The organism is Micromonospora sp. WMMC273, assembly GCF_027460285.1.
In the GTDB taxonomy this organism is placed as follows: domain Bacteria; phylum Actinomycetota; class Actinomycetes; order Mycobacteriales; family Micromonosporaceae; genus Micromonospora; species Micromonospora aurantiaca.
Genome location: NZ_JAPZBE010000001.1, coordinates 3026341 through 3046608 on the forward strand (window position 1 = coordinate 3026341; position 20268 = coordinate 3046608).

General features: G+C 73.8%; 26 protein-coding genes and 1 tRNA gene. 5 read left to right on the top strand and 22 right to left on the bottom strand.

The window, feature by feature from the left end; all coding sequences use genetic code 11:
* Positions 1 to 45 precede the first annotated feature (45 nt).
* The gene (locus O7611_RS14115; RefSeq protein ID WP_194803358.1) at positions 46 to 702 is read left to right on the top strand and encodes an SDR family oxidoreductase; all 657 of its coding nucleotides are present in this window, start codon (positions 46 to 48) and stop codon (positions 700 to 702) included.
* Positions 703 to 752: 50 nt separating this feature from the next.
* Here O7611_RS14115 and O7611_RS14120 read toward each other — a convergent pair whose 3' ends face one another.
* From O7611_RS14120 to O7611_RS14190, 15 genes are all read right to left on the bottom strand, one after another.
* Entirely contained in the window at positions 753 to 1430 is a 678-nt protein-coding gene (locus O7611_RS14120; protein WP_269697001.1) for a DivIVA domain-containing protein, read from the bottom strand.
* A 55-nt stretch (positions 1431 to 1485) separates the two neighbouring features.
* Entirely contained in the window at positions 1486 to 2661 is a 1176-nt protein-coding gene (locus O7611_RS14125) for a globin domain-containing protein (RefSeq protein WP_269697002.1), read from the bottom strand.
* Positions 2662 to 2663: 2 nt separating this feature from the next.
* Positions 2664 to 3053, bottom strand: a complete 390-nt coding sequence (locus O7611_RS14130) for a group I truncated hemoglobin (RefSeq protein WP_194803355.1) — start codon at positions 3051 to 3053, stop codon at positions 2664 to 2666.
* Positions 3054 to 3489: 436 nt separating this feature from the next.
* Positions 3490 to 4077, bottom strand: a complete 588-nt coding sequence (locus O7611_RS14135; protein WP_194803354.1) for a MerR family transcriptional regulator — start codon at positions 4075 to 4077, stop codon at positions 3490 to 3492.
* Positions 4078 to 4221: 144 nt separating this feature from the next.
* Positions 4222 to 4686 carry a bifunctional nuclease family protein gene (locus tag O7611_RS14140; RefSeq protein ID WP_036311069.1) on the bottom strand — a complete coding sequence of 155 codons (465 nt, stop codon included), beginning with the start codon at positions 4684 to 4686 and terminating at the stop codon, positions 4222 to 4224.
* A 211-nt stretch (positions 4687 to 4897) separates the two neighbouring features.
* Complete coding sequence (gene ftsR, locus O7611_RS14145) at positions 4898 to 5599, bottom strand: transcriptional regulator FtsR (protein WP_194803353.1); 702 nt, start codon at positions 5597 to 5599, stop codon at positions 4898 to 4900.
* Between the two features lie 50 nt (positions 5600 to 5649).
* On the bottom strand, positions 5650 to 6102 hold the full coding sequence (gene odhI / locus O7611_RS14150) for an oxoglutarate dehydrogenase inhibitor Odhl (protein ID WP_107076656.1): 453 nt from the start codon (positions 6100 to 6102) through the stop codon (positions 5650 to 5652).
* Positions 6103 to 6318: 216 nt separating this feature from the next.
* Positions 6319 to 6699, bottom strand: coding sequence for a glycine cleavage system protein GcvH (gene gcvH, locus O7611_RS14155; RefSeq protein WP_135240202.1), 381 nt, complete (start codon positions 6697 to 6699; stop codon positions 6319 to 6321).
* 54 nt (positions 6700 to 6753) lie between these two features.
* On the bottom strand, positions 6754 to 7686 hold the full coding sequence (locus O7611_RS14160) for a DUF881 domain-containing protein (RefSeq protein ID WP_194803352.1): 933 nt from the start codon (positions 7684 to 7686) through the stop codon (positions 6754 to 6756).
* Positions 7687 to 7696: 10 nt separating this feature from the next.
* Positions 7697 to 8029, bottom strand: coding sequence for a small basic family protein (locus O7611_RS14165; protein WP_007071104.1), 333 nt, complete (start codon positions 8027 to 8029; stop codon positions 7697 to 7699).
* A complete protein-coding gene (locus tag O7611_RS14170; protein WP_269697003.1) occupies positions 8026 to 9018 on the bottom strand; it encodes a DUF881 domain-containing protein in 993 nt (330 codons plus the stop codon). The genes O7611_RS14165 and O7611_RS14170 overlap by 4 nt, the downstream gene beginning before the upstream one ends.
* Positions 9015 to 9653, bottom strand: a complete 639-nt coding sequence (locus O7611_RS14175) for a CDP-alcohol phosphatidyltransferase family protein (RefSeq protein WP_442929346.1) — start codon at positions 9651 to 9653, stop codon at positions 9015 to 9017. The genes O7611_RS14170 and O7611_RS14175 overlap by 4 nt, the downstream gene beginning before the upstream one ends.
* A gap of 307 nt (positions 9654 to 9960) precedes the next feature.
* Entirely contained in the window at positions 9961 to 10431 is a 471-nt protein-coding gene (locus O7611_RS14180; protein WP_194803349.1) for a MarR family transcriptional regulator, read from the bottom strand.
* Between the two features lie 48 nt (positions 10432 to 10479).
* Positions 10480 to 11667 (bottom strand): PP2C family protein-serine/threonine phosphatase, encoded by a 1188-nt coding sequence (locus O7611_RS14185; protein ID WP_194803348.1) that lies wholly within the window; start codon positions 11665 to 11667, stop codon positions 10480 to 10482.
* 99 nt (positions 11668 to 11766) lie between these two features.
* Positions 11767 to 12513 carry an SAM-dependent methyltransferase gene (locus O7611_RS14190; protein WP_194803347.1) on the bottom strand — a complete coding sequence of 249 codons (747 nt, stop codon included), beginning with the start codon at positions 12511 to 12513 and terminating at the stop codon, positions 11767 to 11769.
* A 127-nt stretch (positions 12514 to 12640) separates the two neighbouring features.
* On the opposite strand from O7611_RS14190, the gene O7611_RS14195 reads away from it, so the two are divergent.
* From O7611_RS14195 to O7611_RS14205, 3 genes are all read left to right on the top strand, one after another.
* Entirely contained in the window at positions 12641 to 13474 is an 834-nt protein-coding gene (locus O7611_RS14195; RefSeq protein ID WP_194803346.1) for a universal stress protein, read from the top strand.
* 136 nt (positions 13475 to 13610) lie between these two features.
* Positions 13611 to 13820, top strand: coding sequence for a hypothetical protein (locus tag O7611_RS14200; RefSeq protein WP_013286381.1), 210 nt, complete (start codon positions 13611 to 13613; stop codon positions 13818 to 13820).
* Positions 13817 to 14290: a hypothetical protein gene (locus tag O7611_RS14205; RefSeq protein ID WP_269697005.1), complete on the top strand. Its 474-nt coding sequence runs from the start codon at positions 13817 to 13819 to the stop codon at positions 14288 to 14290. Before O7611_RS14200 ends, O7611_RS14205 begins: the two co-directional genes overlap by 4 nt.
* On the opposite strand, the gene O7611_RS14210 is transcribed toward O7611_RS14205, so the two are convergent.
* On the bottom strand, positions 14287 to 14487 hold the full coding sequence (locus O7611_RS14210) for a hypothetical protein (RefSeq protein WP_269697006.1): 201 nt from the start codon (positions 14485 to 14487) through the stop codon (positions 14287 to 14289). The genes O7611_RS14205 and O7611_RS14210 overlap by 4 nt on opposite strands.
* Positions 14488 to 14614: 127 nt before the next feature.
* Between O7611_RS14210 and O7611_RS14215 the strand changes: the two genes are divergently transcribed.
* Positions 14615 to 15271, top strand: a complete 657-nt coding sequence (locus O7611_RS14215; protein ID WP_269697007.1) for a hypothetical protein — start codon at positions 14615 to 14617, stop codon at positions 15269 to 15271.
* A 3-nt stretch (positions 15272 to 15274) separates the two neighbouring features.
* Here O7611_RS14215 and O7611_RS14220 read toward each other — a convergent pair whose 3' ends face one another.
* The 6 genes from O7611_RS14220 to O7611_RS14245 all read right to left on the bottom strand — a co-directional run bounded on the left by O7611_RS14220 (position 15275) and on the right by O7611_RS14245 (position 20225).
* Positions 15275 to 15457 (bottom strand): hypothetical protein, encoded by a 183-nt coding sequence (locus tag O7611_RS14220; protein WP_194803387.1) that lies wholly within the window; start codon positions 15455 to 15457, stop codon positions 15275 to 15277.
* 66 nt (positions 15458 to 15523) lie between these two features.
* Positions 15524 to 16801: a hemolysin family protein gene (locus O7611_RS14225; protein WP_269697008.1), complete on the bottom strand. Its 1278-nt coding sequence runs from the start codon at positions 16799 to 16801 to the stop codon at positions 15524 to 15526.
* Positions 16801 to 16998 (bottom strand): hypothetical protein, encoded by a 198-nt coding sequence (locus tag O7611_RS14230; RefSeq protein ID WP_030503909.1) that lies wholly within the window; start codon positions 16996 to 16998, stop codon positions 16801 to 16803. The genes O7611_RS14225 and O7611_RS14230 overlap by 1 nt, the downstream gene beginning before the upstream one ends.
* A 45-nt stretch (positions 16999 to 17043) precedes the next feature.
* Complete coding sequence (gene selB / locus O7611_RS14235; RefSeq protein ID WP_269697009.1) at positions 17044 to 18807, bottom strand: selenocysteine-specific translation elongation factor; 1764 nt, start codon at positions 18805 to 18807, stop codon at positions 17044 to 17046.
* 5 nt (positions 18808 to 18812) lie between these two features.
* Positions 18813 to 20105 carry an L-seryl-tRNA(Sec) selenium transferase gene (gene selA, locus O7611_RS14240; protein WP_269697010.1) on the bottom strand — a complete coding sequence of 431 codons (1293 nt, stop codon included), beginning with the start codon at positions 20103 to 20105 and terminating at the stop codon, positions 18813 to 18815.
* Positions 20106 to 20129: 24 nt separating this feature from the next.
* Positions 20130 to 20225: transfer RNA gene (locus tag O7611_RS14245), tRNA-Sec, on the bottom strand.
* Between the last annotated feature and the right edge of the window lie 43 nt (positions 20226 to 20268).

Genomic DNA, 20268 nt, shown 5'->3' on the forward strand with positions numbered 1-20268 from the left:
GCCGGTCACCCGGCGGGGCCGCCGGGTCCGGGCTAGGTTGAGCCCATGCGCGTCGTCATCGCCGGAGGGCACGGAAAGATCGCCAAGCTGCTGGAGCGGGAACTGGCCGGACGCGGAGACACCGCGCTCGGGCTGATCCGCAACCCCGACCACGCCGCCGCGCTGCGCGCCGCCGGCGCCGAACCCGTCGTGTGCGACCTGGAACACACCGACGCCGGCACCCTCGCCGCCCACCTGGCCGGCGCCGACGCTGTCGTGTTCGCCGCCGGCGCCGGACCCGGCAGCGGCGCCGGCCGCAAGGACACCGTCGACCGGGGCGCCGCCGTGCTCCTCGCCGACGCCGCCACCCGCGCCGGCGTACGCCGCTACCTGCTGGTCTCCTCCATGGGCGTGGACGCCGCGCCGTCCGAGGGCACCGACGACGTGTGGGCGGCGTACCTGCGGGCCAAGAAGGCCGCCGAGGACGACGTCACCGCCCGGGACCTCGACGTGACGGTGCTGCGGCCCGGCCGCCTCACCGACGACGAACCCGAAGGCCGGATCACCCTGGCCCGGCACGTCGAAGCCGGCGCGATCAGCCGCGCCGACGTGGCCCGGGTCCTGCTCGCCCTGCTGTACGCCCCCGCCACCGCCGGGCACACCCTGGAACTCGTCGGCGGAGACACCCCCATCGCCGACGCGATCACCGCCGTCACCGCCTGACACCCGCCCGCGCGTCCCGGCCCGCGATCACGCGCGGGCCGGGACACCGCTCAACGCTGGTGCCGCGACAACGCCGGCTGCGGCGCTCCCCCGCCCTGCGGCAACTCCCGGGCGATCCGCTCCATCGTGCGCGACAACTGCTCACTGCCGTCGTCGAGGTGCCGGGCCGCCGCCTGCATGTGCGAGATCATCATCTCGCCGAAGATCCGCAACGCCTCACGCGTCGCCACCGAGTCGTCGAAGCCGCTCCCGGCCGCGCTGCGGTACTCCGTCACCGCCCGCTCGGCCTCCCGCTTCGCCTCCTCCGCCGCCGCCCGCATGTAACTCTCATACTGGGTACGGGCGTACTCGGCGACCCGGCGCGCGTAGTCGTGGGCCTGCGCGATGATCTGCTCGGCCTCCCGCTGCGCCGCCGACAACAGGTTGACCTCCTTCGCCGCCGGCGCCCCCGCCGCCTCCGTGCTCGGGATCACCCCGTGCCGGTGCAGCTCCAGATGATCGTTGAGCCGCTCGTTCTCCGCCCGCAGGTTCGCCACCTGCGCCGCCAGCAGATCCAGCTCGTCGGCCACCTGCAACCGGAAGCGGTCCACATCGGTCTGGTCGTAGCCGCGGCGGGTGAACGCCGCCGACCCGAACTCCCACCGCCGCACCCGGTCCGAGGTCAACCGCACCTGCACCGGACCGGACACCTGCTGCGCGTCGTAACTGCTGATCGGACCCGCGCTCACCGGCACACCTCCGTTCGCGACTGCGGGGCTCGCAACACCGGCTCACTCCTCGCGCTCACCGGCTCACCTCCGTCGTTCCCGGCCCGTCCGCGCCGGTCATCGTCCGCCACGCCGGGCCGTACCAGTGCTTGCCGTAACCCTCGTGATGCACCTGACCCGGCTGGAACCCGGCGCCGGTCAACGCCGCCACCGAATGACCCACCATCTCGTCCGAGCCGCACACGTACACGTGCCGCGACCGCCAGTCCCCGTCGGCCAGCGCCCGGTCGGCGATACGCACCGACTCACCCGGCCGGGCCGGATCCGCACCGGCCACGTACGACACCCGCAGCCACGGATGCGTCGCCGCCAGCTTGTCGATCGCCTCGCTGTCGTAGAACTCCGTCCGCGACCGGGCACCCACGTACAGGTCCACCCGCCGCCCCGAACCCTCCGCCGCGACCTGCTCCACCAGCGCCTTCACCGGCGCCCAGCCGGTACCACCGGCCAGCAGCAACAGATCCGACGCCCCGGCCTGCCACAACGTCAACCGGTCACCCACCGGCGACGCCAGGTGGATCTGGTCACCGGCCGCGCACCCGTAGACCAGACGCGACGACACCACACCACCCGGCGCGGCCCGCACGTGCAACTCCACCGTGCCGTCCGGACGGGGCGCGTTCGCCGGCGAGTAGTACCGCCACGACCGCACCGCCGGATGCGACACCCCGATCGACTGGCCGGGCGTGAACGGCAGCAGATACTGCGGACGTACGGTCAGCACCGCCACGTCGAACGTGCGCTGCTCATGTGTCAGCACCTCCGCCACCCACCACGGCGGCGACTTCGACTCCGCGGCCTGCGCGCCCTCGGTCATCACCTGCGCCACCAGCCCGTACGCGGCGGCCCAGTCGGCGGCCAGCTCCTCGGTCCACGCGTCGCCGCAGAAGTGCCGCAACGTCGCCAGCAGCGCCTCACCGACCGCCGGGTAGTGCTCGGCGCGCACCGCGAACTTCCGGTGATCCGCGCCGAGGTCCCGCAGGAACCCGACCAGCCGGTCCACCTGGTCCACGTGGGACACCACATGCCCCAGCGCGGCCACCAGACGGTCCCGCTGCCCGGCCATGTTCGTGGGGAACATCTGCCGGGTCTCCGGATGCGCCAGGAACAGCGTCGAATAGAAGTAGAGCGGCACCTGGTCGCCGTGCGCGGCGACCAGGGACCAGCTCTGCTTGAGCCGTGCGACGTCCACGCTCAGGCGTCCCCCGCCGACACGACCTGCTCCCGCACCTGCCCGAGCACGACCTGCACATCGGCGATCACGTCCGCCGGCACACCCAGCTCCACCAGCGTCGCGGTCAGGTGCTCACCGACCTTCGCGTAGTGCTCACCGGTGATGTTCAGCGGCTGGTGCGCCTCGTCCAGCCCACGGCCCGCGTACTCGTTGGGGCCGCCGAGCACCACCGCCAGCATGAGCGCCAGGTGCCGCCGCTGCTCCACCATGTCCACGTCGGCGAAGTAGCCCGCCAGATCCGGATCGGCCAGCACCTTGTCGTAGAACAGCTCCACCGCGGCCTTCACCGCGGCCGCGCCGCCGATGCGCTCGTAGTGGGAGATCGGGGTGGTCTCGCTCGTCACCGTCATGCTCGGTCCTTCCACCAGGGGTCCGCGGGCAGCGCCGCGGCAGGGGCTCGCCGTCCGGCGCGGGCGTCACACAGCGTTCCACCGTGACGTCGACACGCCGACGACCGGAACGGACCATAGCGCGCCCGCTGGCACACTTCACGACCACCCTGTGCCGATCCCGAGAACTGTCAATCACGGACAGTGAACGACACCGCGCCAATCGATGGACGCACCGCAGCCAGGCGGACACGCAACGTCAACGTGGACGACACACCGTCCTTTTCGGACATCCCGCACGCACGGGCCGTGACCTGCGACGACTCACACCCGCCCCGGCCCGCGCCGTCCACCCGCCCCGGCACGCCAGAAAGGACCACACCCCGTCACCAAAACACGAATCGCGCCACACCCTTTTCGGGCGCGGCGCGATCCCGTCACCGAGACGCGACGCAGGTCACCCGGCCCGGCGCCGCGCCCGCCGCGCCGCCAGCTCGTCACCCACCGAGTCCGACTCCGGCTCCGCCGCCGGCACGGCCGGCTCCTGCCCACCCACCGGCTCCGCCGGAAGATGCGACAACGAACCCTGGATCTCCTTGAACGCACCACCGATCGCGATGCCGAACACGCCCTGGCCGCCCTGCAACAGGTCGACCACCTCCTCCGGCGACCGGCACTCGTACACAGTCGTCCCGTCGGAGATCAACGTGATGCCCGCCAGATCGTCCACCCCACGCGACCTCAACGCCTCGATCGCCTTACGGATGTTCTGCAACGACACCCCGGCGTCCAGCAGCCGCTTCACGACCTTCAACACCACCAGGTCGCGGAACGAGTACAACCGCGACGTCCCCGAACCCGACGCGTCACGCACACTCGGCACCACCAGCGCCGTACGCGCCCAGTAGTCGAGCTGCCGGTAACTGATCCCCACCGCCGAACACGCGGTCACACCCCGGTAGCCGACCTCGCCGTCACCAGCCGGATCGAGCCCCACACCCGCCTGCTGTTCCACACCCGGACCAGGATCCCGCGGCTCGTGCATCGGACCAACCTCCCCGCGCCCGTGGCGGTGCCGCGTCGATTCCCCGTACGCGCACCACTCGACACGGCAACCCTAACGCCGCCCCCCGCACTTCACCCGCAGGAGACACCGCGACACGCCGCGCCACCACCCGGGCGGGACACCTCAACCCGCGAAGTCCTCCGGACGCACCTGCTCCAGGAACTCCCGGAACTTCTCGACCTCGTCCTCCTGCTCGTCCGGAATCACGATCCCCGCCTCGCTGAGGACCTGCTCCGCACAACGAATCGGAGCACCCACCCGCAACGCCAACGCGATGGAGTCACTCGGCCGCGCCGACACCCGCACACCGTCACCGAGGAGCAGATCCGCGTAGAACACGTTCTCCTTCAACTCGGTGATCTCCACCGCCCGCAACGGCGCCTGCAACGCCGTCAGCACATCCCGCAGAAGATCGTGCGTCAACGGCCGGGCCGGCTTGACCCCCTGCTGCTCGTAAGCGATCGCCGTCGCCTCGACCGCGCCGATCCAGATCGGCAGATAGCGGTCCCCCTCGACCTCCCGCAGCAGGACGATCGGCTGGTTGCTGGGCAACTCCACCCGAACTCCGACCACGCTCAGCTCGCGCACCGCCGCCTCCGTGTCGTCGTCACCTTGCACCGCGCCCTTCCCTGCACGGTACACGGACCAGGACACGGGAGTCCCACGCGCTACGTGCACCACGCCTCGCCGGACGGGCATACCCCGGCAAGCCTACGACACGCTCCGCGGACCAGATCTTTCCGCGCCCACACACGACGAAGGGCCGGGCGCACACCGCACCCGGCCCCTCGCACCGACCTCACCGGCCCAACGTCGACCGCAGCCCCACCCGCACCAACGCCGCGTGCAACCGCTGCGACAACGCCACCAACTCCCGCGCCGTCTCCGCCGCCCGAGCCCGCGCCGCCGGATCACTCTGCCGCGCCAACGGCGCCACAAGCTGCGCGAACAACCCGACCTCACGATCCGCCGCCGACCGGTACGCCCGCAGATGCCGAGGCTCCAGCCCGTACGCCGCCAGACCCGCCACCGCACTCGCGATGATCAACGCATCCGCGTCGTACCACCCCGGCGGATCCGACACCAGCACACCCAGCCGCTCCAACTCCGCGAGCGTCGACTCCTCCACACCACTACGGGCGATCAGACCCGCCCGGTCCAGCCGCACCTCCGACGACTCGACCGACTCCACCGGCTCCCGGCCCGGAACCTCACCACCCGGACCCACAGCCACCAGATTCGGCCGCCCCCGCCCCGGCGACGGACCAGACCCGTCCCACTGGGCCAACTGCTCCCGGATCACCCGCAACGGCAGGTACTGATCCCGCTGCGCGGTCAACACGAACCGCAACCGCGCCACATCGTCCCAGCCGTACTTCCGATAACCCGCCGGCGTCCGCTGCGGCTCCACCAGGCCCTCGGCCTCCAGGAACCGCAACTTCGAGATCGTGACGTCCGGGAACTCCGGCCGCAACTGCGCCAGCACCTCGCCGATACTCATCAGCGCAGGCGCCCGCGCCGCCCCGGACGGCGTCGAAGCCGCAGGCTCGTTCACCCCCGGCCGGCCTCCTCCTCCGGGCGCGGACCGGCGATGAACACCACCCGGAACTTGCCGATCTGCACCTCGTCACCGTTGCTCAGCGTCGCCGCCTCGACCCGCTCACGATTCACGTACGTGCCGTTCAGGCTGCCCACATCCCGCACCGTGAACGTCCCGGCGTCACGGTGGAACTCCGCGTGCCGCCGCGACACCGTCACGTCGTCCAGGAAGATGTCACTGTCCGGGTGCCGCCCACTCGTCGTCACATCGTGGTCCAACAGGAACCGGGCACCCGCATTCGGACCCCGGCGAACCACCAGCAACGCCATACCCGGCGGCAACGAACCGGACATCCGGCTCGGCACCACATCGGTGTCCGGGCCCTCCAGCACTTCGTCGAGCGAGCCGAGATTGAGCGTCGAAGTGACGTCGAGCGGGGGGAACTCGTCGTCTGGGCGCGTCATGGGACCACCTCACGGATCTGTTCGGTCGGCGTCAGGGAATGGCGGGTCTGGCCGCCGGGCAACACCACACCCGGCGGCTGGCTCCCCGTGCCCGGGAAGGCGCATTCCGCAACGCTCAAACTATTGGTTCTCGGTCGACTGGGCGAGCCTAGCCAGCGCCGAAATGCAGGGCAACCGGACGCGCGGAACCTCGCCGCCGCCCGGACAAGCACGAACTCAGCTCTCGGTGAGCTCGCGGTACGCATCGGCGGTCAGCAGACCCTCGACCGCCGCCGGATCGTCCGGAGTGATCTCCACCAACCACCCCGCACCGTACGGATCCGTGTTGATCACCTCAGGGGTGTCGGCCAGCGCCTCGTTGCGCGCCGTCACCGTGCCACTCAGCGGCGCGTAGATCTCCGACACGCTCTTCGTCGACTCGATCTCGCCCAGCGACTCACCAGCCGCCACCACGGCACCGGCGTCCGGCAGCTGCACGAACACGATGTCACCCAGGGCGTCCTGCGCGAAGTGCGTGATACCGACGCGGACGACACCACCGTCACCACCGACCACCCACTCGTGCTCGGCGGTGTACCGCAGATCCTCAGGAATCACCAACTGCGTCCTTCGTCATCGGTGCACCGGAGAAACCGGCGCGGCCGCGACCGGTCACGAGACCGGCCGGGCGTGGTCCAGCTTGATCGGCGCGTGCAGCTGCGAAACCTCCACAACCTCACGATCCTCGGAGGTCACGTTACCGCCGGCCTTCCCCACCGATGCGACCACCCCGCCGGGAATGTTCAACGCCGTACGCATCGTCGCCGGGTCACCGATCACCATGATCGTGAACGGACCCGTCAACCGCCGCCCGTCCACCACCAGCGCACCGTCCGGCCCGTCCACGAAATACGTCGACGCGATGATCCGCGCCGCCGTACCGTCCGCACCCTGGATCTGCATCGCCTCCGCGCCCGCACCCCGCAGCTCCTGCACCGCATCCAGGATCCCGGCCGACGACACCGCCTCGGCCGGCCCCGAGAACCGCACCTCAAGACCCGGACCCACCGCCGGCAACGTCCCCGCCAGAATGCCCAGCTCGTCCGCCCGCCGCGTCGCCTCCTCCAGCGCCGCCTGCCGGCCCTGCTCACCCGACCGCAGCTGCCGCTGGCTCTCCTCCAGCAACTCGATCTCCTGGCGCAGTCGCCGCTCCCGCGAATCCAGATCCGACGAGATCCGCACCAGGTCCTCCTCCCGCGCTGCCGCGAGCGTCGGATCCGTCGACGTCGTCTTGAACTGCACCACAAGCGTGAAACCCAGCAACGCCAGCAACACCGCGATCATCGCGCCCGCCGACGAGAACCGCCGCGCCAACGACGGCGCACCCGCGGCCGCACCCGGCTCCGGCTCGGACTCCGGCACCGCCTCCCGCTCCGCGGGCTCCACCGCCTCGTCCGGCACCGGCTCCGCCGGCGCCAACGGGCTCAACTCGTCCGGATCGGGCGCATCCGGGCGCGGATCCGGCTCACCCGCCGGACCCGACGGCCGCGCCGGCTCCCCCGGCCGCGGCCACCCGGTACCCGTCTCCCTGTGTTCCTCGCTCATCGCCACAAACCTACGCCCGGAACAGGTGCCGGCGGATCGCCGCCACGTTTCCGAAGATGCGCACCCCGAGCACGACCACCACACCCGTGGACAACTGACCGCCCACGCCCAACTGGTCACCCAGATACACGATCAGACCCGCCACCAGCACGTTCGAGATGAACGACACCACGAACTGCTTGTCGTCGAAGATCCGGTCCAGCTTCGCCCGCACCCCACCGAACACCGCGTCCAACGCGGCCACCACAGCGATCGGCAGATACGGCTGCAACGCCGCCGGCACCGTGGGGTCCAGATACACCCCGAGCACCACACCGGCGAGCAACGCCAGCACCGCGATCATCGGCCACCTCCCGAAGGGCTGGAAGAACCACCCGGGCCGGACGACCCGGGACTCGACGAACCGGCGGCACCCGAACCCGACGGGCGCGCACCCGCACTCGCACTCGCACTCGCACTCGCGCTCGGACCCGGGGTCGCCGGAGGCTCGGCGTAGCGTAGCCGCGGCTGCGGCGCCGCCGGCAGGGTGAGGTCACCGACCCGCTTCACCCCGAACGACAGACCCGTCTTCCGCGCCACCTCACGCATCAACGCAGCCGCCCGGCTCTCGTCGAACCGGTCCCGCATCGACCGCGGCCCGATCGCCTGCACCTCGTACGGACCCGTCACCGGCCGGTAGTCCACCAGGATCGCCTCACCCGCCGACCGGATCGTCGACGTCGCCGTCAACCGCTGGCCGTTCACCGCCACCGCCTCGGCACCCGCCGCCCACAACGCGTTCGCGACCTTCTGCAGATCCGAATACAGCACCCGTGACGGACCCGCGTCCCCGTTCGTCACACCGTCCTGGTCCGCCGCCGCGTCGGCCAGCCGCACCACCACGCCGTCCCCGCGCACCCGGGCCAGGCCGGTACCCGCCTCCAGCGTGCGCAGCCGGGACGCCTGCGAACCGCTCAACGTCGCGTCCCGCTGCCGGCTGACATCCTCGCGCAACTGCTCGGCCCGCTCGGTCAACCGGTCGGTCTCCGCCTCGCGCCCCTTGATCTCCGCGACCAGGCCCGCCCGCGCCGTCGCGCGGCTCGGCTCCTCCGCCATCGTCTCCCGGTACGCCACCGCGAACAGGAACCCGATCAGCGCCAGCACCAGCAGGCTCACCGGCCGGCCGAGCACCTCCCGCACCCGCGACATCGAGCCCGTCGCCCGACGCGCGGCCGCGTCCCCGTATCCCGGGTCCAGCGGATTGCGGAACAGCTCGGTCAGGAAGTCCGGCGCGTACACCCGGTTCGAGGGGTCGCGCTCGTTCTGAGCGTCCCGCGGCGGCGACGTGGTCATGCCGGTGCCTCCGTACGCCGAGCCCGCATGGCCCGCACGAGACGGCTCGCCTGCACCACGTACATCGCGCCGGCGACCCAGTAGAGGACCAGGCCCCACCAGGCCAGCCCCCAGCCGATCGCGCCGGCCGCGGTGCCGGCGTCCGGCACCGCGTCTGCGAGCAGCAGGATCGGGAACGCCGCGAGCAGCAGGAACGTCGCGGTCTTGCCGACGTAGTGCACCGGCGGCGGGCCGTAGCCGTAGCGGCGCAGCGCACCGAGGGACACCAGCAGCAGCAGTTCCCGGGCCAGCAGCGCCCCGGTGAACTGCCAGGGCACCACCTCGCGGGCGGTGAAGGCGAGCAGCGTGGCGAGGATGTAGAGGCGGTCGGCAAGCGGGTCGAGCAGCTCACCGAGCCGGCTCACCTGGCCCAGACGGCGGGCGATCCAGCCGTCCACCCAGTCGCTGGTGCCGCCCACGGCGAGCACCGCGATGGCGGCGACGTCGGCCCGGACCACGAGGAACAGGTAGAGGAAGATCGGCACGCCGACGAGCCGGACGAAGCTGATCAGGTTGGGCAGCGTGAGGACGCGGTCTCCCACGACCGTGGCGGTCCCGGAATCCGGTTCCTCCGCTGGAGCCGGCCGACGCGACACCGAACCCTCCCTTCGCAGCACGGTCCGGCAGCCGGATGAGCGGCCGCTGGAGGGACGTGCGCGTTGCCGGCCGGTCAGACGCCGGCGCCCTCTGTGATCCCGGGCTGGGACCTCCCCGACGCGGCCCGTCCTCGTGGTGATCACGGGCCGCCCAGTTGCGCTGCCACTATATCGGGCTCGCTGTTCTCGCCCGGATGCCCGCTGCGTGGTTGCTCAGTGGTGTCACGGTGTCGACCGTCACAACCGCTAAGGCATCCTAGGACACTAGTTGAGCAGTGGAAGGAAGGCCGGACGACGGTGCGAGTGGTCAGGCGGTACGGGCGGTCGAGTCCGAGCCGGCCTGCGGGGCGGTGGCCGTCGCAGCCTGGCTGAACGCCACCAGCGCCAGCAGCAGCTCGTGCTGCACCCGGTTCGGCATCCGGTCGAGCACGGCCTGCACCGCCCGGTGCCGTCTCTCCTGGAGGTCGCGCAGCAGCGTGTCGGCGGCAGCGGTCGGGATCAGCCGCACCTCCCGCCGGTCGCGCGGGTCGGCCACCCGGCGCAGCAGGCCGACCGCCTCCAGGCGGTCGCAGAGCCGGCTCGCCGACGACGGGACCACGTCCAGCAGCTCGGCCAGCCGGTTCACGTTGGTGTCCGGATGCGACACGATCAGCGACAGCACTCGCAACTGGGTGGGCGAAACGCTGACGGTGTGCCGGGAGGTCGCGGAGTCGAGCACACCGATGAGCGCCTCCGCAGCCGATTCGATGGCCGCGGCAAGATTCGGAGGTCGCTCCACTCGCTGTCCCCTGCGATCGTCCCGCTCGTGTCCGCTCCGCCGCCCCCGTCACTGCCCCGTCACGTCGTCGGACCGGCTGGAGCCGCGCCAGTCCAGGCAGACGACGACCGCGTCGTCACGGAGATCCGCGTCGGCATGGTACGCATGCAGTTCGCGCATCACCGTACCAACTGCCTCGGTCGCCGGCTGCAGCCGAGTCGACCGCATCGCGCGCGCCATCGCCCGGACACCGTACGGCTCCTGCTCGTCGGGCTCCGCCGCGTACACGCCGTCGCTGACCACGAAGAGGCGATCGCCCGGCTCCAGAGTGAACTCCTGCACGTCGTAGCGGGTCTCGGCGAACATGCCCAGCGGCAGTTGCTGCTCCAGCGCGATCGGTGTGACACGGCCCCCGCGCAGCCGCAGCAGTTGCGGCGACCCGGCGTCCACCGCGCGCATCACGCCCCGCCGGCTGTCCAGCTCCAGCAGCAGCGTGGCCACGTGCCGGCTCCCCCGGTGCTGGTAGTAGATGGTGTCCGAGGCCAGCTCCGCCTGTTCCACCAGGCTGCCGCCCGAACGCCGGGCGTTGCGCATGGCGTTCACCGTCATCGCCGTGAGCATCGACGCGGCCAGCCCGCTGCCGGTGCCGTTGAGCACGGTGAGGGTGAGGCGGTCGCCGTCCACCGACCAGTCGAAGTGGTCACCGCCCACGGTGTACGCCGGTTCGAGCTGCCCGGCGAGCAGCGCGTCACCGAGCCGTACGCTGCGCCCCGGCAACAGGTCCCACTGCATCTCGGCGGCCATGCTCAGCCGCTCCCGCCGCCGGGCGCGCCGGTAGCGGTCGGTCTCCCGGTCGGCCGCGCGGATCGCCACGGCCAGCTCACCGGCGGCGTCGCGGGCGGCCTCCACAGTGGCGGCGTCCGGGTCGCCGGGCAGCTCCACCATCAGCACGCCGAGCCGCTCCCCCCACACCGACAGCGGCAGGTAGGCGCGGCAGCGGCCCTCCTCGACGATGTCCAGCACCGGCTCCTGACTGCTGAAACAGCGCTGCGCGACGCTGTGGGCCAGCAGCGGGCCGCCGTCGGGCACGTCCGGGTCGAGCACCGGCCAGAGCCCGCTGGCGCGGTAGTCGGCGACGAACACCTCCGCCCGCGCGGCCCCGAGCGTCTGGCGCAGCACCGCGTCCGCGGTCTCCGCCAGCTGGTCGGGTGGCGCCGTGCGCAGGGCACGCGACACCGATCCGGACGCCTCCGGCATGCTCATCCTCCGATGACGACTATTGCTACAGGGCAAACATCATACGAAGGCCGCCCGACGGCGAACGCCCCGCCTCGGCCGGGCGTGACGGGGACCGGCTCAGCCGGCCGGGCGCACCGCCAGCGCACCGTGGAACGCGTCCGGCACCGGCTCGGGCTCACCGGCCGGCCGCCACCGCGCCACGGCCACGATGCCGTCGCCGGTCGGCTGCCAGCGGCCCAGCAGCGGCGCGAACCGCTCCGGCGCCCGCATCCGGAACGCCGGACCCATCATGGCCAGCGCCTCCGGGTGCCCGGCCAGTTCCTCGGTGTCGAAGTCGATCGCCAGCCGGCTGCCCGGCGCCACCGCCTGGTACAGCTCGTCGAGCGTACGGGCGAGCGTGTCGTCGTCAAGGAACGCCGCCAGCCCGAGGAAGACCACCCCCACCGGCCGTCTCCCCCAGCCCGGCACGAACCGGTGCAGCAGCGCCCGGTCGACGGTCCCGATGTCGGTGGCGTCGCCGTAGCCGTACCCGGCCCGGTCGCTGCCGTCGAGCAGGCTCCGGCCCAGCCGGACCGTCTCCGGGTCCACGTCGGTGTAGAGCACGGTCGCCTCCGGCGCGACCTCGTGCACGTTGCCGCAGGTGGGCACGCCCGCGCCGAAGACCAGGAAGCCGTCGATCCCGTCGGCCGTCATGGCCCGCACGGTGCGGCCGAGGAATCCGCGCAGCGACCGGAAGATCGCCGCGCAGGGCCCGTACGCCGCCTCGAACGCGGCGGCCGCGGCGACGTCCACCGGGCGGTGGTGCCGGCCGCCGAGCCAGTAGTCGATCATGCGGGCGGTGCTCGGTCCGTCCGGCTGATCCATCGACGGGGCTCCCTCCCCTGGGCGCTGCACGCCAGCGTACCCACCGGGCGACCCCGGGCGGTATCGCCCCGGGCCGCCGTCCGGGCCGCGATACTGGCCGCGGGAGCGCCGCCACGAGGAGGTACTGGTGAACTCGGCGAACGGGGCCGCGGTGGTGGTCGGGGTGGACGGCTCCGAACCGGCCACCCGGGCGGTCCGCCTGGCGGCCCGGGAGGCGCGGCTGCGCAACCGCCCGCTGCGGGTCGTGCACGGGTTCATCTGGCCGCTGCTGCGCGTACCGGTCTCCGCGCCGGCCGGCTCACCACCCGGCGCCGGGCTGCGCAACCAGGCCGAGCAACTGGTCACCGACGCGGTGGCGGTGGCCGAGGCCGAGTCGCCGGGGCTGCGCATCACCGGCGAGATCATCGACGGGGAGGCGGCAGCGGTGCTGCTCGGCGAGTCCCCCACCGCCGCTCTGGTCGTGCTCGGCGATCGGGGCCTGGGTGGCTTCGCCGCGCTCGTGATCGGGTCGGTGGCGGTGCAGGTCGCCTCGTACGCCGACTGCCCGGTACTGATCGCGCGCGGCACCGCCCACGACGGCGGCCCGGTCGTGGCCGGCCTGGACGGCTCGACGCCGTCGCGCGCCGCTGTCGAGTTCGCCGCCGAGACCGCGTCCGCGCGCGGCGCCGCGCTGCGCGCGGTGCACGCCCGCCCGCACGGCCGGGACGACGCCGAGGCGGAGCGGGTGCTCACCGAGGCGCTCGCCGGGATCGGCGAACGGTGGCCGGACCTGCCGGTGCACGCCGAGGCGGTACGCGCCAAACCGGTCGCGGCGCTGACCGCCGCGTCGGCCGAGGCCCAGCTGGTCGTGGTGGGCCGGCAGGGCCGGGGCGAGCTGGGCGGGCTGCTGCTCGGCTCGGTGAGCCAGGGGATCCTGCACCGCTCCGCCTGCCCGGTGGCTGTGGTCCGCGCGGCCGACTGAGCGGCGGCCCGCGCGCCCGGCTGAGCGGCGCCCGACCGCCCGACCGGCCTGGCGGGGATCCGCCCGGCAACGGTTGGTCCCGGCCCGGGCGGGTAGACGCCTACGGTCAGCCGACAGCGATCCGCAGGAGGCAGAGATGCCAGGACCACGGCCGGGCAGCAACGCGTACGACAAGCAGCGAGCACGCCTTCGCGACCTCGTCGAGCAGTCCGGACGGGCGTCCGACAAGGAGGCGAACCAGGTCGCCAACCGGATCCTCCAGGACGACAGGGGCCAACGCGGTGTGGTCCGGGGCGAACGGACCTACGGCCCCAAGGGGAACCGGGAACCGGGTGACCCGAAGTGAGGACGGCAGCGGTTGTCGACGGCGTCATCGCGGGCGCCGTCGGCAGCGCCGTCCTCAACGCGGTCTCGTACCTCGACATGGCGCTGCGGGCCCGGCCGGCCAGCAGCACCCCCGAATCGGTCGCCGGACGGCTGGCCGACGTCACGCACGTCGATCTGGGCCCCGGCGACGAGGCGGCGAACCGCCGCTCCGGTCTGGGGCCGTTGCTCGGCTACGCCACCGGCATCGCCGCGGGCGCAGCGTTCGGCCTGCTCGCCGCACGGCGGCGGATGCCGTTGCCGCTGGCCACGGTGCTGCTCGGCGGTGGGGTGATGGCCACCTCGGACGGCTCGATGACAGCGCTCGGCGTGACCGACCCACGCACCTGGCGGCGCAGCGACTGGATCTCGGACCTGATCCCGCACCTGGCGTACGGGCTGTCGGCCGCAGCCACCTGGCGGCGGCTGCGGCCGACGTCGGCTCGCGGTTAGCTCTCGTCGTCGGCCACCGGCTCACCGGCCGGGCCGTACGGCGACACCTGTCCCCTGGGGACCGGGCGTCCCGCGTCGGCGTTCGACGTGCCCCGGCTGCGCGAACGGCCGCCCGCCTGGGTGGCCGTCTTGCGGCTGTCCTGGCTGGTGGCGCCGAGGTCGTTCCGGCGCAGTTCCTCCTGCTGCGGCTTGACCACGGGTCTCTCCTTCCCGGTGGGGCGCACGGCCGTCGACCGCGCACCCGGCCCGCGTACCCGTCGCCGCCCGGCGCATTCCGGATCGGCTCGGGGGTCTGGCCCGGGCCGGGGCGGGTAACCCGGGTGGATGCCAGACGATCGCAACGTCGCACGGGCCCTGCTGGACCGGCAGTCCCGCACGTACGCGGAGGAGGCCGGCATCGCCCTCGCGGACCGGCCCGGCCCGCTCTACCAGCTGCTGGTGCTCACCACGCTGCTGAGCACCCGGATCCGGGCCTCGGTGGCGGTGGCCGCCGCCCGGGAGCTGTTCACGGCGGGCTACCGCACCCCGCAGGCGATGGAGGCGGCGACCTGGCAGGACCGGGTCGACGCGCTGGGCCGGGGCCACTACCGGCGCTACGACGAGCGGACCGCGACCATGCTCGGCACCGGCGCCCGGCTGTGCCTGGACCGCTGGCACGGCGACCTGCGCCGGCTGCACAAGGAGGCCGGCGCGGACCGGGCCGTGCTGCGCCGGCTGCTCACCGAGTTCCCCGGCATCGGCCCCACCGGTGCGGACATCTTCCTGCGCGAGGCGCAGTCGGTGTGGCCGGACGTACGCCCGTACGCCGACCGGCGCACGCTCGCCGGGGCGAAACGGCTGGGCCTGCCCGCGAGCCCTGGTGAGCTGGTCGGGCTGGTCGGCGAGGCCGACTTCGGCCGGCTCGCGTCGGCGCTGGTGCGGGTCGCCCTGGGCGAGGAGTCGGCGGGCGAGGTGAGCCGCAGCGCCGCCACGGCCCACTGAGGGCTACTTGGCCGGGCCGGGTTTGGTCAGGTTCCAGGCCAGCAGCGAGGCGAGCAGCGCGAGCAGCACCACGCCGCCGGAGACGCCGCCCTCCCCGCCACTGTCGCGGCTTCCGGTGAAGCCGAAGTAGATCACGGCCAGCCCGGCGAGCACGGTGATGAACGTCCGCATTCCTCGGTCCTTCACGCCCGCACCGTACGATCGGCGGCCGGGCGCGGGACGGGGATCGGGCGGTTGTCCCCCGTCCGGGTGTCAGTCCGGGCTGCGGCCGACGGCGGGGCCGCGCAGCCGGACCCGGCGGATCGCCCGTCCGGCCACCTCGACCACCTCGACGGTGAGGCCGGGCAGCCGCACCCGCTCCCCCGGGCCCTCGGGCAGCCGGCCCAGCCCGGCCAGCACCAGCCCGGCCACCGTGGTGTACTCCCGCGACAGCGGGAACGTCACGCGGACGCCCACGTCGGGCAGGTCGTGCAGCGGGAAGTCGCCCGGCAGCAGCAGCGCGCCGTCCGGCTCCCGCACGGCGCGGCGCACGTCCCGGTCGGTCTCGTCGTACAGCTCGCCGACGACCTCCTCGAGCAGGTCCTCCATGGTGACCAGGCCGTCCACGCCGCCGTACTCGTCGACCACCAGCGCGAGCTGCTCGTGTCGCTGGCGCAGCTGCCGCATCGCGTCGGCCACCGGCAGCGTGCCCGGCAGGAGCACCGGCGGGCGGGCCCGGTCGCCGACGCGCGCCCCGTCGGCGTCCACCAGGTCGCGGATGTGCACGGTGCCGCGGACGTCGTCGAGCCCGCCGGGTCCGATCACCGGCGCCCGGGACCGGCCGGTGGCCGCGAGGCGGCGCATCGCCTCGGCCGCCGGCAGGTCGGCGGGCAGCGTGGTCACGTCGCGGCGCGCGACCAGGATCTCCCGCAGCGTACGGCCGGCGATGTCGAACGCCCCGGCGAGGATCTCCCGCTGCTGGGCGGACAGGCCACGCTGGCTGACCAGCATCTCCCGCAGTTCCTCCTCGGTCACCTCCTCCCGGCTGGCGCGCGGGTCGCCGCCGGCGAGCCGGACCAGCAGGTCGGTGGAGCGGCCGAGCAGCCACACCGCCGGCCGGGACAGCCGGGCCAGCAGGTCCAGCGGCGCGGCGCTGATCAGCGCCCACCGTTCCGCCGTCTGCATGGCCAGCCGTTTGGGCGCCAGCTCGCCCACCACGAGCGTGAGGAACGTCAGCAGCAGCGTCACCAGGAACACCGCGACCGGGCGGGCGGCCCCGCCGAGGAGGCCCAGCGGGCCGACGAGCGGCTCGGCGAGCGTGACCGCGGCGGCGGCCGAGGCGAGGAACCCGGCGAGCGTGATGCCGAGCTGGATGGTGGCCAGGTAGCGGTTCGGTTCGCGGGTTAGGCGGCTCAGTCGCGCCCCGGCCCGCCCGGAGCGCGACAGCCGGCGCAGCTGCCCCTCCCGCAGGCTCACCAGCGCCATCTCGCTGCCGGACAGGGCGGCGTTCACGAGGATCAGCAACAGCACCAGCGCGACCTGGACACCCATCAGTCCGTCTCCAGGTCGTCCAGTGAGATCGCGTGGGTCATCAGCCAGCGGGCCAGCGCGGCCATCCCGAACAGCCACAACGGCGCCGACTCGGTGGGGCCGTTCGTGGCGTAGATGGCGAAACGCAGGTCCGGTGCCCGGTACGCCTCGATCCGCCACTTGTGGTTCTTGTCCCGCCAGACCGCGGAAGGGTCCATGGCGCCACGGTAGGTGACCGGGGCGGGCGGGCGACGCCTGTTGGCTCACCCGGGCGGGTGGACCACCTCGCGGGCGTCGTCGGGCAGCCGGCGGGTGGCGCCGCGCCGGTCCAGCAGCTCCAGCAGCGGCACCGCAACCCGGCGGGTGGTGCCGAGCGCCTGCCGGGCGGCGCTGAGCGTGAACGGCTGCGGCAGCCCGGCGAGTACGCGCACCGCGTCGTCCGGGGCGCCGGGCAGCAGCACCACGTTCTCGGCGAGCTTCAGCAGCGCGCCGGCGCGTACCGCGGCGCCGATCTCGCGCGGACCCAGCCCGAGGTCGGCCAGGTGGTGCGCCTCGGGGGCCTGGAACGGGCGGTCGCCGTACTCGGCCCGGACCCGGTCCACCGCCCGGGCCACCGGGTCCGGCAGCGTGCCCTGCGGGGCGGCGGTGACCAGGCCGTCGCGCAGCCGCAGCGGCGGGCGCAGCAGCGCCGTCACCAGGGCACGGTCGGGCAGGTCGAGCCGGTGCCGCAGCACGTCGACGGGTACGCCCGCGGCGAGCGGATGCTCGGCGGCGTACCGGGTCACCTCCTCGGTGAGGCGGCGGCCCAGGTCCCGCCAGTGCTCCGGGTCGGCAAGCCACTGCCCGGCCACCGGCGTCGCGACCGGCGCCACGCCCATCCGGGTCAGGTCCCCGGCCCGGATCAGCCGCCGTCGCCGCAGCTCGCCGGGCAGGTCCGGCCGCCCGTCCAGGCCGGCCAGCACCGCCGCGCGGGCGGCGGCCGCGCCCCGCCGGCGCAGCGGCGGCGGGTCCACGTCCAGCACCGTCACGCCGCCCGCGACGTGGTGCCGCCCGGGGTCGCGCAGCAGCGCCCGGTCGCCGATCAGCAGCGGCAGCGGACGGGCCAGGCGCAGCCGTACCGTGTCCGGGCCCAGCGGCCGGACCCGGGCGGGCACCGCCGCCGCGCCCACGTGCAGCGTGAGCGTGGCCGGCAGGTCGGCGGCCGGGTCGCCGGACAGCCGCACGTCGAGCAGGTCGGTACGCCCGAACCGGCCGGGGCTGAGCAGCGCGTCGCCGCGCCCGACCCGGTCCCGGGGCAGGCCGCGCAGGTTCACCGCGACCCGGGCCACCGCGTCGACCTCGGTATGCGCGACACCGAGGGAGTGCAGTCCGCGTACCCGCACCGCCTCGCCGGTGGCGGCCAGCTCCAGCTCGTCGCCCACACGCAGCCGGCCACCGCCGAGCGTGCCGGTGACCACCGTGCCGCTGCCGCGCACGGTGAACGCGCGGTCCACCCAGAGCCGCACCGGGGTGTCCCGGGCCGGGTCGGGCAGCCGGGCGGTCAGGCGATCGAGCGCGGCACGCAGCTCGGGCAGCCCGGCGCCGGTGACCGCGGAGACCGACACCGCCTCCACAGCGCCCAGCGATGTCGCGGCGATCTCCGTGCGGGCCCGCGCCGCCGCCGGCCCGGGATCGGCCAGGTCGGCGCGGGTCACCGCGAGCAGCCCGTACGACACGCCCAGCGCGTCCAGCGCGGCCAGGTGCTCGGCGGACTGCGGCATCCAGCCCTCGTCGGCGGCCACCACGATCAGCGCGGCCGGGACCGGGCCGACGCCGGCGAGCATGTTCGGCACGAACCGCTCGTGCCCGGGTACGTCGACGAACGCGATCGTGCCGCCCGACGGCAGCGTGGTCCAGGCGAAGCCCAGGTCGATGGTCATGCCGCGGCGGCGTTCCTCCGCCCACCGGTCCGGTTCCATCCCGGTCAGCGCCCGCACCAGCGTGGACTTGCCGTGGTCGACGTGCCCGGCGGTCGCCACCACGAACATGCCGGTCAGTCCTCCACGCTCAGCACGGCGGCGCGGACCCGCTCGTCGGCGCCGTCCGGCACGGCGCGCAGGTCCAGCAGGAGCCGCCCGTGCAGCACCCGGCCGAGGATCGCCGGGTCGCCGGTGCGCAGCGGCTCGGCGTACCGCTCGGGCAGGCTCAGCGCCCACGAGTCCAGTTCCACGCCCGGTGCCCCGCCGCCGCCGACGACCGCAGCCGACGGCACCACCTCGGCCTTGCAGCCGTCCTCACCGAGCCGGTCCCGCAGCCGTTCCAGCCGCTCCCGCAGCCGGACCGGGTCGGCGTGCAGCGCGTCCCGGGTGGGCGTGGACGGCGCGTACAGGGTCGCGGCGAGCGCGGCGAGGGTGAGCTTGTCGACCCGCAGCGCCCGGGCGAGGGGGTGCCGGCGCAGCCGCTGCACCAGGTCGGCGTCGCCCAGCAGCAGACCGGCCTGCGGGCCGCCGAGCAGCTTGTCGCCGCTGGCGGTGACCAGGTGCGCGCCCGCGCGCAGCGTGGTGGCCGCGTCCGGCTCGTCGGGCAGCAGCGGGTCCGGTGCGAGCAGGCCCGACCCGATGTCGGCCACCACCGGCACGCCGAGCGTGGCCAGCTCCGCCACCGGCACCGCCGAGGTGAAGCCGGTGACCACGAAGTTCGACGGATGCACCTTCAGCACGAACCCGGTGCGCTCACCGATCGCGGCTTCGTAGTCGGCACGGCTGGTGCGGTTGGTCGTGCCCACCTCGCGCAGCCGCGCGCCGGTGCTGGCCAGCAGGTCGGGCAGGCGGAACCCGTCGCCGATCTCGACCAGTTCACCGCGGCTGACCACGATCTCCCGGCCGGCCGCCAGCGCGGTCGCGGCCAGCACCAGCGCCGCCGCGCCGTTGTTCACCACGTGCACCGCCCCCGCGTCGGGCACCGCCGCGGCGAGCGCGTCCAGCGCCTCCCGGCCGCGCCGTGCCCGCCGGCCGGTCCGCAGGTCCAGCTCCACGTCGGTGTGCCCGGCGGCGGCGACCAGCGCATCCACCGCCGACGGGGCGAGCGGGGCGCGGCCCAGGTTGGTGTGCAGCACGACGCCGGTGGCGTTGAGCACCGGGCGGGGCGTACGGCCGGGCAGGTCCGCCAGCGCCGCGTCGCGTACCTGATCGGGGGTCAGCTCGCCGCGCCGCGCGCGGGTCTGCGCGCTGACGATCGCGGCCTTGACCCGGTCGCGGCCGAGCGTCGCGGCGGCGGCGGCCAGCGCGGGATCGGCGAGCAGCGCGTCGGTGCGCGGCACCCGCCGTCGCGGGTCGACCTCACGCATCGGCGCACTCCCGGGAACGGTACTTGGCGGAGACGGACGGGAATCGAACCCGCCTGGCCCGGGTCCCGGACCACACCGGTTTTGAAGACCGGGAGGGGCACCAGCCGCCTGAACGCCTCCACTCAGCAGTCAACCACAGCGCGGCGCGGGCCGCCCGGGGAGG

What these genes read in the sequence shown, in the direction of transcription:
- O7611_RS14115 (WP_194803358.1), top strand. Translation starts at nt 46, where the DNA reads ATGCGCGTCGTCATCGCCGGAGGGCACGGAAAGATCGCCAAGCTGCTG.
- O7611_RS14130 (WP_194803355.1), bottom strand. Translation starts at nt 3,053, where the DNA reads ATGACGGTGACGAGCGAGACCACCCCGATCTCCCACTACGAGCGCATC.
- O7611_RS14135 (WP_194803354.1), bottom strand. Translation starts at nt 4,077, where the DNA reads ATGCACGAGCCGCGGGATCCTGGTCCGGGTGTGGAACAGCAGGCGGGT.
- ftsR (WP_194803353.1), bottom strand. Translation starts at nt 5,599, where the DNA reads ATGAGTATCGGCGAGGTGCTGGCGCAGTTGCGGCCGGAGTTCCCGGAC.
- odhI (WP_107076656.1), bottom strand. Translation starts at nt 6,102, where the DNA reads ATGACGCGCCCAGACGACGAGTTCCCCCCGCTCGACGTCACTTCGACG.
- O7611_RS14160 (WP_194803352.1), bottom strand. Translation starts at nt 7,686, where the DNA reads ATGAGCGAGGAACACAGGGAGACGGGTACCGGGTGGCCGCGGCCGGGG.
- O7611_RS14165 (WP_007071104.1), bottom strand. Translation starts at nt 8,029, where the DNA reads ATGATCGCGGTGCTGGCGTTGCTCGCCGGTGTGGTGCTCGGGGTGTAT.
- O7611_RS14170 (WP_269697003.1), bottom strand. Translation starts at nt 9,018, where the DNA reads ATGACCACGTCGCCGCCGCGGGACGCTCAGAACGAGCGCGACCCCTCG.
- O7611_RS14185 (WP_194803348.1), bottom strand. Translation starts at nt 11,667, where the DNA reads ATGCCGGAGGCGTCCGGATCGGTGTCGCGTGCCCTGCGCACGGCGCCA.
- O7611_RS14190 (WP_194803347.1), bottom strand. Translation starts at nt 12,513, where the DNA reads ATGGATCAGCCGGACGGACCGAGCACCGCCCGCATGATCGACTACTGG.
- O7611_RS14200 (WP_013286381.1), top strand. Translation starts at nt 13,611, where the DNA reads ATGCCAGGACCACGGCCGGGCAGCAACGCGTACGACAAGCAGCGAGCA.
- O7611_RS14215 (WP_269697007.1), top strand. Translation starts at nt 14,615, where the DNA reads ATGCCAGACGATCGCAACGTCGCACGGGCCCTGCTGGACCGGCAGTCC.
- O7611_RS14225 (WP_269697008.1), bottom strand. Translation starts at nt 16,801, where the DNA reads ATGGGTGTCCAGGTCGCGCTGGTGCTGTTGCTGATCCTCGTGAACGCC.
- O7611_RS14230 (WP_030503909.1), bottom strand. Translation starts at nt 16,998, where the DNA reads ATGGACCCTTCCGCGGTCTGGCGGGACAAGAACCACAAGTGGCGGATC.
- selB (WP_269697009.1), bottom strand. Translation starts at nt 18,807, where the DNA reads ATGTTCGTGGTGGCGACCGCCGGGCACGTCGACCACGGCAAGTCCACG.
- selA (WP_269697010.1), bottom strand. Translation starts at nt 20,105, where the DNA reads ATGCGTGAGGTCGACCCGCGACGGCGGGTGCCGCGCACCGACGCGCTG.